This is a genomic window from Massilia phyllosphaerae (assembly GCF_034659755.1).
GTDB classification, from domain to species: Bacteria; Pseudomonadota; Gammaproteobacteria; order Burkholderiales; family Burkholderiaceae_D; genus Telluria; species Telluria phyllosphaerae.
Window position 1 is genome coordinate 986,636 of the sequence record NZ_JAXSQX010000002.1, and the last position, 13,042, is coordinate 999,677.

Here is a 13,042-nt window from a genome sequence, read left to right on the forward strand (position 1 = left end):
CTACGATACCATCTTGGCACGTCGCTCACTTCTTCTTTAGATAACCGTGCATGTCCAGCCAGCGGGCGAAGGCGTCGAACCAGCCGGTGCTGGTGGTCGTCTTCGGGTACATGCCGAAGCCGTGGCCGCCCTGCTCGTACAGGTGGAATTCCACCGGGCGCTTGGCATTGCGCCAGCTGTCGATCAGGCCGAAGCCACCGTTGCCGAACAGCGGATCGTCGGCCGCCAGCGCGACGAACAGCGGCGGCGCGCCGGCCGGCACCTGCACCGCCGCCAGCGGGCCGTAGACGTTGCCGATAAAGGCCGGCTTCGCATCCTGGCCGTGCAGGGCCGTGGCCATGGTCAGCATCGCGCCGGCCGAGAAGCCGACCATGCCGATGCGGTCGGGGTCGACATGCCACGCCGCCGCGCGCGAGCGCACCAGCGCGAAGGCGGCGCGCGCATCGGCGATCTGCGGTGCCAGCGCCTTGGCCGGGTCCTGCTGCTGGGCCGCCCTGGCCGCGGCGCCCTTATTTTCTCCATCACGGGCGCCTTGCGTGAACATCCGCGCCATGGATTGCGAGAACGCCCCCATGTCGGCCGGGGTCTGGTTCAGGCGATACTTCAGCACGAAGGCGGCGACGCCGCGGTCGGCCAGCGCGCGCGCCACGTCCCAGCCCTCGTTGTTCATCGACAGCGTGCGGAAGCCACCGCCGGGGGCAACGATCACCGCCGCGCCGCTGGCCTTGGCCGGATCGGGCAGGAACGGGGTCAGCGTCGCGATCGTCACGTTGCGCGCGAACACGCTGCCGTACTGGCGGTGCCAGCTCTCGGCCACGGTGGCGCCGGGCAGCGCGCCGGTGTTCAGCACGATCGCGTCCGGCTGCGCGGGGATCGCGATCGGCGTCATCGCGTCGTCCTGCGCCAGCGCCGGCATGGCGAAACTTGCGGCCAGCGTGACGGCGCCGGCAAGGGTCCTGGACAGCATTCGAATCGTGGTGTGCATGGTCGTCTCCTTTTATGATTTGATTATTGCGGCAGGACCGCGCTGCGGCGCAAGGTCAAGGCGGTCTCCTGGCTCGCCACGCCGGTGCCAGGCTGGCCCGAACCGACGCTGACCTTGTACTGTCCCGGCGTCAGCTGGCGGATGCCGTCGCGCGTGACGAAGCTGAGGTCGCGCGGCGACAGCCGGAAGCTGATGCGGCGCCGTTCGCCCGGCTTGAGCGACAAGCGCTGGAAGCCGCGCAGCGCCAGCCGCGGCGCTCCGTCCATGGCCGGCGGCGTCAGGTACAGCTGCGCCACCTCGTCGCCGGCGCGCGCACCCGTGTTGGTAACCTCGGTCGTGACCACGATGCCGTTTTCCGGGGCGCCGCCGACGTTCTCGATCTTCACGGGCGCGTAGCCGAAGGTGGTGTAGCTCAAGCCGGCGCCGAACGGATACACCGGCGTGCCGCCATAGTAACGGTAGGTGCGGCCCTTCATCGTGTAGTCGTCGAATGGCGGCAGGTCGCCCAGGCCGCGGTAGAAGGTCAGCGGCAGGCGGCCGCCAGGGTCGGATGCGCCGCTCAAGACCCTGGCCACCGCCAGGCCGCCCGACTGGCCCGGATACCAGGCTTCGAGGATGGCGGCGGCGTTGTCCTTGGCCCAGGTCAGGTCGAGCGCGCTGCCGTTCATCAGCACCACCACCAGCGGCTTGCCCAGTGCCCGGGCGCGATCGAGCAGGCGGCGCTGGTCGGCCGGCAGCTCGAGCGTGGTCTTGTCGCCGCCCGAGAAGCCTTCGGCCTTCACCGCCATCTCCTCGCCTTCGAGGTCCGAGGTCAGGCCGACCACGGCCACGACCACGTCGGCGTCGGCGACGCCGGCCTGCAGGTCGGCATCGACGTCGGTCGAGACGCGCTTCCAGAACAGCCCCGGCACGCCGGAACCACCGGTCTCGGCGTGGAAGCGCAGCGGGTAGCGCTGCCCCTTTTCCAGGCGCACGTCGACCAGCTGCAGCGGCTCGGCCCACTTCGAATACGCGCTCGCCTCGACCGCCGGCTTGCCGTCGACCGTCAATGCCCCTTGCACGCCGCTGACGCCGATGCGGTACATGCCGCTCTCCGGCGCCACCAGGAAGCCGGTCCACTCGACCTTGTGGCGTTCGCCGACTTCCTTCAGTTCGAGCGCATGCGATTCCAGGCCCGGCTCGACCCGGGTCGCGGCCGGCTTGCCGTCGTAGGCTTGCGCGTTGCGGTTGTAGTAGTCGGCCTGCAGCCCAGGCTTGCCGTCCGGGCTCAAGAGCGCCTCGCGCGGGACCGGGTCGCCGTCGGTAACCGAAGGGCCGGCCGGCACCAGGCGCACGCTGGCGCCCGGCAGCACGCGGCGCAGGCCGTCGACGACCGACACCGGCGGCGCCGACTGCGTCGACGAATAATTCCCGCGCAGGACGCGGGTGGCGTCGGCCAGCGGCCCGATCACGGCCAGCTTCAAGCCCGGGCGCAGCGGCAGCACGCCGTCGTTCTTCAGCAGCACCAGGCTCTTGGTTGCCGCCTGCAGCGCCAGATCCTGGTGGGCGGCGCTGCCGATGGCGCTCACCGGCACCGGGGTCCGTCCGGCGCGCTGCGCCAGGCCAGCGAGGTCACCATTGCGGTAGCGCGCCGAGAACAGCCGCACCAGCGCCGCGTCGATGTCGGCGGTGCCGATCAGGCCGCGCTGCCAGGCTTCCCGGTAGCGCGCCTCCAGGTTGGGCACGTCGCCCAGGGTCTTGGTATTGCACTCGTTGTCGGTGCCGGCCTTCAGCGCCACCGCCACGGCCGCCGCCGGATCGGGTGCGTACTTGTGCTGTTCCGAGATGTCGGTGACGGCGTCGCAATCGGACACCACGTAACCCTTGAAGCCCCAGGCCCCGCGCAGGTGCTCCTTCATCAGCAGCTCGCTGCCGCAGGCCGGCTGGCCGTTGATGCGGTTATAGGCACACATGATCGAACCCGCGCCGGCATCGACAATGGCCGCGCGGAAGGCAGGCAGATAGGTATCCTCGAGGTCGTGCCGCGAGACGAACACGTCGGCCACGTGGCGCGTCGATTCCGGCCCGCTGTGCACCGCGAAGTGCTTGGGCGTCGCGACCACGTCCGGCAGGTCCGGGTTCGCGCCTTGCATGCCCTGAATGAAGGCGACGCCGAGCGCCGCCGTCAGGTGCGGATCTTCGCCGTAGGTTTCCTGGCCGCGGCCCCAGCGAGGATCGCGGAAGATATTGATGTTGGGCGACCAGGTATCGAGGCCGGTGCCGATGCGGCCCAGGTGGCCGGTCTGGCGTCCCAGCGTGTGCAGCGCGCGCACCTCGACGCTGATCGCCCCGGCCACCTGGCGCAGCAGCGGCGCATCGAAGCTGGCCGCCAGGCCGATCGGCTCCGGGAAGTTGGTGGTGGGGATCGGTCCCATGGCACCGTGCAGCGATTCGGTCCACCAGTTATAGGCGGGAATGCCCAGGCGCGGCACGGCGGGCGCGACGTTCAGCAGTTGGCCGATCTTTTCGTCGAAGTTCATTCGTGCCACCATGGCGCGGGCGCGCGCATCGGCATCGGTACGCGCGTCAGTACCCGCGTCGGCCGCGTGCGCGCTGCTGCAGGCGGCCAATGCAACGATCAAGGCAGCGCGCCAGGCCGGGCGGCCGGCTTTGTGTCTCCGCATATGCTCTCCCCTTGTGCGGTTGTTGTTATATGTTAGCCAGGATGCTTGCGATAACATTCAGCGGATCGGGGAACCGCCGCGCGCGACATCGTGGACTTGCAAGGGAATGTAGTGGAATGCGGTCGAGCGGACTAATTACTTTTTACTGCAATGCGATATCGAAACCGGTATCGATGGGAAAGGGCCCACAGCTAATTAAATAACGCCGGCAGCCGACGTAACATAAATGTCAGGCGCAATCATTTCATGCCGCGTCGAAGGCGCCGCGGCCCGAGCGCCTACCGGCGAAGCCCGTCCGCCAGGGGCCCGCTGGCCGCCGCCGCCCGGTCAGCCCCGCTTCGCCGCCTCGATCGCTGCGATGTCGATCTTGCGCATCCCCATCATCGCCCCGAACGCGCGCTGCGCCACGGCCGGATCCGGATCGGCGATCGCCGCGCTCAGCGCGCGCGGCGTGACCTGCCACGACAGGCCCCATTTGTCCTTGCACCAGCCGCACTCGCTTTCCTGGCCGCCGTTGCCGACGATCGCGTTCCACAGGCGGTCAGTCTCGGCCTGGTCCTCGGTCGCCACCTGGAAGGAAAAGGCTTCGCTGTGCCGGAAGGCCGGTCCGCCGTTCAGGCCCAGGCACGGGATGCCGATCACCGTGAACTGCACCGTCAGTACGTCGCCCGCCTTCCCGGCGGGATAATCGGTGGGCGCGCGGAACACGGCGCCAACCGCGCTGTCGGGAAAGTGGCGGCGTAGAATTGCGCCGCTTCCAGTGCGGTGCCGTCGAACCACAGACAAATCGTGTTCTTGCTGACCATGTGCGTTCTCCGATGAGGTGTGAAACCACAGCTTAGACCAGCACGGGGTGTACTTCAATCGGCGGATCGCCCGGCGGATGGGTCGGCGCCTGCTTCATCCGCCACCGGCACGCCGAAATCCGGCATCCCATCCGCCCGCCAGTGAATGGCCTGCGCCCGCGTATTGCGGTTCGGGTCGCGCAGCGGATCGCCGACGATGTCGCGGTAATTGCGCGCATGGTAGACCAGCACGTCGGTCTTGCCGTCCGGGGTGGTGGTAAAGCTGTTGTGGCCCGGCCCCCACTGGCGGTTGGCGTCACTGGAGGTGAACACCGGCTGCGGCGACTTGGTCCACGACCTGGCATCGAGCAGGTCGGCATCGTCGCGCGCGCTCAGCATGCCCATCGCATAGTTGGCGTCGGTGGCGCTGGCCGAATAGGTCAGGAACACGCGCCCGTTCTTCACCAGCACGGCCGGCGCCTCGTTGACGTCGTACTTGACCTTTTCCCAGGCGTATTCCGGGCGCGTCAGCAGCGTGGCCGGCCCGGCGATCGACAGCGGACTGTCCATCTTCGCGATGTAGATGTTGGTACCCTTGCTCCCATCGGGCGCACGCTGGGTCCAGACCAGGTAGCGCCGGCCGCGGTGGGCGAAGGTGGTGGCGTCCAGCGAGAACGATTCCCACCCGGTCTTGAGCTGGCCGCGCTCGACCCACTCGCCCTTGAACGGATCGGCCGCGGCATTCTCCAGCACGTACAGGCGGATCTCCCAGATCTTGTCGGCCGGGGCGGCGGTGAAGTAGATATACCATTTGCCGTCGATGCGGTGCATCTCGGGCGCCCAGATGTGGGCGCCCATCTCGCCGCGCGCGTGCTTGCGCCAGACGACGCTGGCCTCGGCCTTGCCGAGATCGTCGAGGGTGCGGGCACGGCGGATCTCGATGCGGTCGTACTCCGGTACCGTCGCCGTGTAGTAATACCAGCCGTCGGGCTGCAGCGTGACCTGGGGGTCGGCGCGCTGCAGCACCAGCGGGTTGTGGAAGAGCGGGTCGGCGGCCAGTGCGGGTGCACAGGCCACCAGGGCTGCGATCAGACAGAATTCACGTAGCATGCGGCTCTCGCACGTTCAGTTCTTGACTCAGTTCTTGATCGACAAGCTCAGGAAGTAGCGCCGTCCCGACCAAGCCAGCTCGTTGACGCGGAACAGGTCGCCGGCATCGGTGGTCTGAGCCTGGTCGGTCAGGTTCTTCCCCTCCAGTGACAGGGTGACGTGGTCGTTGAAGCGGTACTGGATCTTGGCGTCGAGGAAGCCGGTCTTTTCCTGGAAATTCGGATTGCCCGAGACGTCGTTCCCGCCGGTGAAGAAGCGGTCGCGGAAATTATAGGCGACGCGCGCGTTCCACGAACCGCGGTCGTACCACAGCGACACGTTGTAGCTGTTCTTCGACATGCCCGGGTAAGGCAGCACGCTGCCGTCCAGGACGTTCAGGCGCTCCTTGCCAGCCGCGTACTTGTAGTTCATGCGGGTGTAGTTGGCATCGCCGCCGAAGCCGCCCAGCCAGCCGGGCAGCCAGGTGAACGCCGTGCGCGCGGCCAGTTCGATGCCGCGGGTAGTGGCACCCTGGCCATTGACCGCCGTCGTCACGTCGTAGAGGTTGGTGCCGCCCAGGATCGCCACGTTCGGGACCACCACTTTTTCCAGCACATAGCTCGAGATGTCCTTCTGGAAAAACGCCACCGAATACTGGGTATCCTTGCCCGGATACCATTCCAAACTCAGGTCGGTATTCGTCGAGCGGTAGGGTTTCAGGTCCGGATTGCCGGCCGTGCAGGTATCGTTGCCGCCGGTGCCGCCGAAGGCCGCGTTGCCACTGCCCTGGGTACAGACGATGTTCGGCGCCAGCAGGTCGATGCGCGGCCGCGCCATCGCCTTGGCCCATCCCAGGCGCGCGACGGTGCGGTCGGTGAACCAGAACGCGCCGTTGAAGCTCGGCAGGATGTCGTTGTAGGTGTTCTCGCGGCTGACGATGCTGTTGCCGGTCACGACATCGTTGTAGGCGGTGCTGGTACCGGTCGCGACGCGCACCTTGTCTTGGCTCAGGCCGGTGGCGCGGGTACGGGTGCGGGTGTAGCGCACGCCGACGTTGCCGTCGATGTCGTAGCCCCACAGCTGGGTGCCGTAGTCGAGGCGCAGGTAGGTGGCGCCGATGCGCTCATCGGCCTGGAAGGCCGGGATCTGCGGGTAGGTCTTGCCGTCGCTGCCGGGCGCCGAGTACAGGTACTGGTGGGTGAACTTCGACGTGTCGAAGTAAGGCGCCGCGGCGGCGTACACCGGCGACGGCCAGCCCGACGGCATGTTCTGCACGTCGTTGTAGCCCTTGAAGAAGGTGCCGGGCGAGCGCCCCATCACCGCGCTGACCAGGCTCGCCATCTGCGCCCCGTTCACGTAGCGCGTCGCATAGCTGCTGTTGATGAAGTTCTGGTTGTCGTTCGGACGCTGGGCGCTGCCGGTGTACAGCGGGTCGTAGATCGCGGTCTGGTTGACGTTGGCGCTCAGGACGTTGATGTCGTCGGCGGTGTTCGACAGGTTATTGCGGTCGCCGGCACTGGCCAGGTAGCCGCCGCCGTTGTACTGCTTGGCGGTCGACTTGCGGCCCTGCACACCGAACCAGACCTTGCTGAAGAATGGCGTGGTCAGGCGGTACTTGAAGTCCAGCTTGGCCTGGTTCTCGGTGTTCTTGGTCTCGGTCGGCCGGTATTGCAGTTGCGCTTGTACGTAGGAACCGGGATTGTCCGGGCTGTAGCCGGCCGGGAAATCGAAGTGCGGCAGTCCCTGGCTATCCAGCGTCACCTTCAGGCCGGGCGCGTTCTGGGTCAGGATGACGCTGTTGGTGTCGTTGCCGTAGTCCGACTTCGAGGTATTGATCAGGCCTTCGACTTCGAGGCGATCGCGCTTGAAGTTGAAGCCGCTCGACAGGTAGCGCGAGTCGACGTCCAGCTGGAAGTCGCGCGCCGAGGTGCTGAAGGCGCCCTGCCCGCCCTGCCCGGCCACGTTCAGGCACTGGCCGACGGTGTACGAGGTCACGTAATGGTTCTGCACCACCATGCTGTCGGGCGTCGTGGTCGGCGTGGCGCAGGTGCCGGCCGGGGACGGCACGCCGTTGGCGCCATAGACCGGCGGGTTGCCCGGATTGGCCAGGCGGTTGGTGGCGCCGAAGTCGGTGCCGAAGTTGCGGTCGTTCAGGCGTTCGCGCTGGCGGTTGGCCTGGTAGCTGGCAAAGGCCGTCAACTCCTTGCTGAACTGGTATTGCGCGGTCAGCTCGGCCGACGAGCGCTTGTGGTCGCGCGTCCAGATGCCGTAGCGCGCGATGCCGGGCGAGTAGTCGTTCCACTGGTTGGTGCAGGCGGTCTTCTGCGCGGCCGTCAAGGCGCTGGTGGCGCAGGCGGCCTTGTTCGCAACCGCGGCCACCGCCGGATCGGTGCTGGTGACGGTCTTCTCGGGCGAGTTGTCCCAGTCCTGCAGGAAGCGCCACGAGGTGTTGCGCGCGTAGTCGTTGCGGGTCAGGACCTTATCGTAGACGAAGTTCCCCAGCAGGCCGAGCTTCCCGTCCATGAACTTGTCGGCCACGTACAGGTTCGCGCGCGGCTGGACGCCGCCGCGCGACGACGCCTGCTCGCCCGACAGCGTGCCGCCGATGGTCGGCTTCTTGAAGTCGAGCGGCTTGCGCGTGGTGATGCGCACGGTGCCGCCGACGCCGCCTTCGGTCAGGTCGGCGGTCAGGCCCTTGTACACGTCGATCGAGCCGATCAGTTCGGACGCCAGCTCGCGCAGCTCGGCGCCGCGTCCGGCGGTGCCGTTGGTGCTCAGCACCGACTGGCCGTTGATCTCGATGCGGTTCAGGTCCGGCTCGACGCCGCGGATCGACACTTGCGAGCCTTCGCCGAAATCGCGCGACAGCTGCACGCCGGTGACGCGCGACAGCGCCTCGCCGACGTTCTTGTCGGGGAACTGGCCGATGTCCTCGGCCACGATCGAATCGACCACGGTGGCGGCGCGCAGCTTGCGGTCGATCGCCGAGGCGACCGACTGGCGCGTGCCGGCGATGGTCACGACGCTGGTCACCGGTGGCGTCGCGGCCTGGCTGGCGCCGTCGCCAGGCGTGGCGCCGTCCTGCGCCAGTGCGCCCTGCGCGATCAGTGCCAGTGCCGCGGCGACGGCGCCGGCGCAGCGCTTGGGATGGAAGGTGGGGTCGGGTTGATTCCGCATTGTCGTCTCCATGCTCGGCCTCGAGGGCCTGTTGTCATGACTGCTTGTCGCGGACCATTCTATGTGCGCCGCTGCGCGTCGTTGGCGCTGAGGCGGAAAGAATCAGCGCCATGATCGAAGCGCAAAAAAAAACCGGCCATGGGGAGTGGCCGGCGCAATGAGACACAAAGTGAGACGCTTCGAAAATCATTCTAGGCGTTTGCGCGGCGTTGCCAAGGCCCGTGGGCCAAACAATCACCGCGCTGAGCGCATTTGCCGTCAGCCGCCGAAGCGGAAGTTGGCACCCGTCATGATGCGCCGGCCCGAGTAGCTGTAGTCCAGGATACTCTGCGTACCATCGCTGAACGGAACGAAGGAACCCTGGCTGTTACTGGTGGTTGCGTTGGTCAGGTTGCGGCCTTCAAGGAACACTTCGATGTTCGGGGTGATCTTGTACGCCACCTTGGCGTCGACGTAGCGGGTCGCATCCCTGAAGTTCGGCGAACCCGGATTGTAGGCGGGCGGACGGGTGTTGCCGCTGACGTTCGGGTAATTGTTCAGGAGATTGCCAGTCGAGCCCGCGATATTGTTGAAGAACGGCGCCACGCCCTGCACCGCGATCCGCGCCTGCAGGCGGCCGTCGTCGTACCAGATGGCCCAGTTGTACTGGAACTTGGATTCGCGCAGCGGCGGCAGCGGAGCGCCGGTCAGCAGGTCGACGAAGTTCTGGGTCGAGGTCACCGACGCCAGCTTGGTGTAGTTGGCATCGATGCCGGTGTACTTCAGGAACCACGGCAGGAAGGTGAAGGCGGTCCTGCCGTTCAGTTCCCAGCCCGAGCGCGTGGTCGGCACACCGTTGGCGAAGGTGTTGTAGTCGAATGGAAGATCCGCCAGCGAGACGCCACTGACCGGATCGGTCACGTTCAGGCCGAGCGTGCCCTGGTTGCTCTGCACGATCGATGCGCCGACGATGCCCTTCTGCTTGAAGTAGGACAGCGAGACGTTGGTATCCTTGTTCGGATAATACTCCGCGCTCCAGTTCTGGTTCAGGTTCTTCTGGGCCTGCAGCGCCGGGTTGCCGATGGTGCTAGAGCAGCGCTGGTTGATGTTGTCGTCGTCGTTGCGCTCGTCATAGATGCAGACGCCCTGGGCCAGCAGGTTGCCGACCGGCGGGCGGGCCACCGTGCGGGCCCGGTTGTAGCGCAGCACGAGCTTGTCCGGCACGATCCACATCGCCAGGTTGTAGATCGGCAGGAAATCGTGGGTGGTCGCGTTGACGGCGGTATTGATCGAGACCGAGCTGGTATCGACGCCGGTGGCCGCCGTCGGATTCGCCTGGGTATAGCTGGCGTTCTTGGTGATCGAGGTAAAGGTCATCGTGCCAGTGCCGTTGACCTTGGTCTTGATGTAGCGGTAGCCCAGGTTGCCTTCCAGCTCGAGACCGAAGGGCAGCGAGCGGCTGGTGAACGGAATGCGGTCGATGTTGAAGTCGCCCATCAGGTAGACGGCTTGCGAGCGCTCCTTCATCTTCGCCACTGGAGAGTTGTAGGTCTTGCCGTCGCTGCCGACGCAGGAGTGCAGGCAGTTCATGTTCATGTTCGGCACACCGGACAGGGCGAACACTTTGTCGACGTCGATGGTCGGCCAGTTGACCAGCGCGCCCGAGGGAGCGACGTCGGTGCCGCTGAAGAAGCCCGAGGCGGTGGCGTTGGCGCCCAGCGATTGCCCGATGATTTCCTGCAGCCGCTGCGGCGTGACCACGACGTTGCCCGAGTTGGCGGTATTGTAGACGTTGCCCGGGTTGTAGCCATAGTTGCACTTGTTGCCGCCGGCGGCGAGCGAACCGGCGGTGTCCTGGCAGCCGACCAGGAAGCTGCGGATGCCGCTTTGCGGCACGACGACGAACGGATTGGTACTGGCGACGAAGGCACCACCGCCGTAAGCGTTGACGAAGGTGTCACGCAGGTTCGCGCCGGCCTTGAAGCGGGTAAAGAACGGGATTGAATCCGGCGCGGCATAGGTCAGGTCGAGCTTGGCCGTACGTTCTTCGGTATCGCGCGCCAGCGGGTTGTAGGTCAGCTGTGGCTGGGAATAAGTCAGCTGCGGCGATTGCAGCGCGGTGTAGGCCGGGACCGTCCTGATGCTGCTGCTGCCATCGCGGGTGCCGGCGGTGGCGGCACCGGTGGCGACCGGAGCATTCAACAGCACATAGGCGGCCGGGTTGCGCAGGTCGAAGGTCGAGGTGGCCGGGAAGGTATAGTTCCACAAACCGTTCGGCAGCACGTTCATCGTCGCCGTGCCGTAATATTGCGAGAACGTGGTGCGCTTGCCTTCGCGGGTGAAGTCGGACATCGCGTCGCCGATCAGCCATTCCGCCTTGAGGCTGCCACGGGTCCAGGTGCCGCCAGTCTGGAAGTACTTGGTCACGACATTCGACACGTCGTGCAGCTGGTCCAGGCTGGCCGAACCGTTGGTCAGCGACATCTGGGTCACGTGGTGGCTGTCGTCGACCTTGACGGACGCTGGGTCCACATTGGAGGTCGCGCCCTGCACCAGGCCGGTATTGGCGACATAGCTGGCAGTGGTCGGATACAGGTAGTAGCCGGAATTGCGCCCCAGCTGGCTCAAGCCGCGCACGCCGTTGACGTCGGTGAAAGTGTTCGATGTGTTGACCGCGACGTTGCCCAGGTTGAAATAGGTCTGCTTGTTGTCGGCCGTGTACTTGGTATAGCTGCCCTTGGCGTACACGGTCAGCTCGTTGTTGACCTTGAAGTCGGCACGCAGGTCCAGGTTCTGGCGCTTCTCGACCTGGGTCGTGATCCTGGAGCGGATCAACGATGGTGTGTAGTCGTTCCACTGGTTCAGGCACGAGTTCACTGCATTCTGCAGGGTGTTGATCGCGGTGTTGCGGGGCGTGCCCGAAGCGACGTTCGCCAGCTCCCGTGACGTCGTTGTCAGCTGCGGAAAGGCCGTGTAGCAATCGGCCTTGGTCTTGGCGTCGGCCGACTTCTGCACGATCTGCAGCGGCGTCGGCGAATTCCAGCCGCCTGCGCTGAACACCGGCGTGGTCGCGGCGGAATCGGCCGTGTTCACCGTAGCCGGATTGAAGGTGAAGGTTTTATTCGGCGAATTGTCGAAGTCGAGCACCCGCGCATAGCCGGCGGCCGAGCTGGTCGCCACCTGCTGCTGGTGCTGCTCGTTCGTCACCGTCGACTTGCCGGCATTCAGGATCAGCCCGACGCGGTTGTCGAACAGCTTGCGCGACAGGATCACGTTGGTGTCCGGCTGCCATTTCTTGTTCAGGTTGTTCTGGGTGCCGGCCACGCGCACCGAGGCGAACGGCTCCTTGAAGTCGAGACCGGTGCGGGTGGTGACGATGATGCCGCCGCCCAGCGAGCCTTCGGTCATGTCGGCGGTCGAGCCCTTGACCACGTCGACGCTCTTGATCAGGTCGGCGGACAGCTGGCGGAATTCGGTGCCGCGGCCGCTGCCGCCGCCGGCGAGGTCGGTGCCGCCCGCGGATTGCACGGCCATGCCGTCGATCTCGACGCGGGTCAGGTCGGGGCCGTTGCCGCGCACGGCCACGCTGACGCCGTCGCCGAAGTCGCCGCGGTCGAGCGCGATGCCGGCCATGCGGGAGATCGCCTCGCCGATGTTACGGTCGGGCAGCGACCCCACGTCTTCGGCCACGATGGAATCGATCGCGGTAGCCGCGTTCTTCTTGCGGTCGATCGACGATTGCTGTGAGCGCCGCGTGCTGACCAAGACCTTGGCGATTTCGCTGCCCTGCGAAACCGACGAGGCCGGTGCCGGGCTGGGATTCGGGTTCGGTTGCGGGGCTTCCTGGGCCATGGCCAGGTTGCCCGCCACCAGCGACGCCAGCGCCAGCGAAACCGCATAGCTCAGGCGTGTCGGACGCATTACGTGTGAGATGGTTCGCATGTCTGTCTCCGTTATCGGCCGCATGGAGCGGAGCTTGTCTTTATCGGTACTGAGGTTTTTTAGTGTATGACCTCGTCACAATCTCGAAACATGCAACTGGTAAATACTCAACAACGTGATCGAAACGCGCAGCGGAATCAGCAATGCTGACTCGTCCTTGCGCGGATTCACGAAACGGGTGAGCGATAGCGAAATATTGCGAACGGAGCACTTCAGCGAACTAATCATCATCGCAAAAGTGGTTGGACCGCTTTTTATTCCGGATTACGAAATATGGGGAGCTAAATCCTAGTGAGAGCCGTGGCCCCCAAAGCCAAATGGTAACCAGGCCGTTCGCACCGGCTGGACCAGTTCGTTGCTTTTTTGCTGCATAGGCAGGGACGCCGCCGTGCGAAACAATCAAGGACTTGATCGACTCCGCG

General features: G+C 65.8%; 5 protein-coding genes and 1 pseudogene. All 6 read right to left on the reverse strand.

Features of this window, described 5'->3' with window-relative positions; all coding sequences use genetic code 11:
* Window positions 1-25: 25 nt before the first annotated feature.
* The 6 genes and pseudogenes from U1H99_RS12395 to U1H99_RS12420 all read right to left on the reverse strand — a co-directional run bounded on the left by U1H99_RS12395 (window position 26) and on the right by U1H99_RS12420 (window position 12,620).
* Window positions 26-985 carry an alpha/beta hydrolase gene (locus U1H99_RS12395; protein WP_323142038.1) on the reverse strand — a complete coding sequence of 320 codons (960 nt, stop codon included), beginning with the start codon at window positions 983-985 and terminating at the stop codon, window positions 26-28.
* A 23-nt stretch (window positions 986-1,008) separates the two neighbouring features.
* Window positions 1,009-3,648, reverse strand: coding sequence for a glycoside hydrolase family 3 C-terminal domain-containing protein (locus U1H99_RS12400; RefSeq protein WP_323142039.1), 2,640 nt, complete (start codon window positions 3,646-3,648; stop codon window positions 1,009-1,011).
* 510 nt (window positions 3,649-4,158) lie between these two features.
* A pseudogene (locus U1H99_RS30130) lies at window positions 4,159-4,454 on the reverse strand (VOC family protein); the annotation flags it as partial.
* Window positions 4,455-4,508: 54 nt separating this feature from the next.
* On the reverse strand, window positions 4,509-5,543 hold the full coding sequence (locus tag U1H99_RS12410) for a glycoside hydrolase family 43 protein (RefSeq protein ID WP_323142040.1): 1,035 nt from the start codon (window positions 5,541-5,543) through the stop codon (window positions 4,509-4,511).
* 27 nt (window positions 5,544-5,570) lie between these two features.
* A complete protein-coding gene (locus U1H99_RS12415) occupies window positions 5,571-8,699 on the reverse strand; it encodes a TonB-dependent receptor (protein WP_323142041.1) in 3,129 nt (1,042 codons plus the stop codon).
* A gap of 258 nt (window positions 8,700-8,957) precedes the next feature.
* Entirely contained in the window at window positions 8,958-12,620 is a 3,663-nt protein-coding gene (locus U1H99_RS12420) for a TonB-dependent receptor (RefSeq protein WP_323142042.1), read from the reverse strand.
* Between the last annotated feature and the right edge of the window lie 422 nt (window positions 12,621-13,042).

Bases quoted from the DNA above. Each gene is read 5' to 3' on its own strand.
- U1H99_RS12395 (WP_323142038.1), bottom strand. From the start codon at position 985: ATGCACACCACGATTCGAATGCTGTCCAGGACCCTTGCCGGCGCCGTC.
- U1H99_RS12400 (WP_323142039.1), bottom strand. From the start codon at position 3,648: ATGCGGAGACACAAAGCCGGCCGCCCGGCCTGGCGCGCTGCCTTGATC.
- U1H99_RS12410 (WP_323142040.1), bottom strand. From the start codon at position 5,543: ATGCTACGTGAATTCTGTCTGATCGCAGCCCTGGTGGCCTGTGCACCC.
- U1H99_RS12415 (WP_323142041.1), bottom strand. From the start codon at position 8,699: ATGCGGAATCAACCCGACCCCACCTTCCATCCCAAGCGCTGCGCCGGC.
- U1H99_RS12420 (WP_323142042.1), bottom strand. From the start codon at position 12,620: ATGCGAACCATCTCACACGTAATGCGTCCGACACGCCTGAGCTATGCG.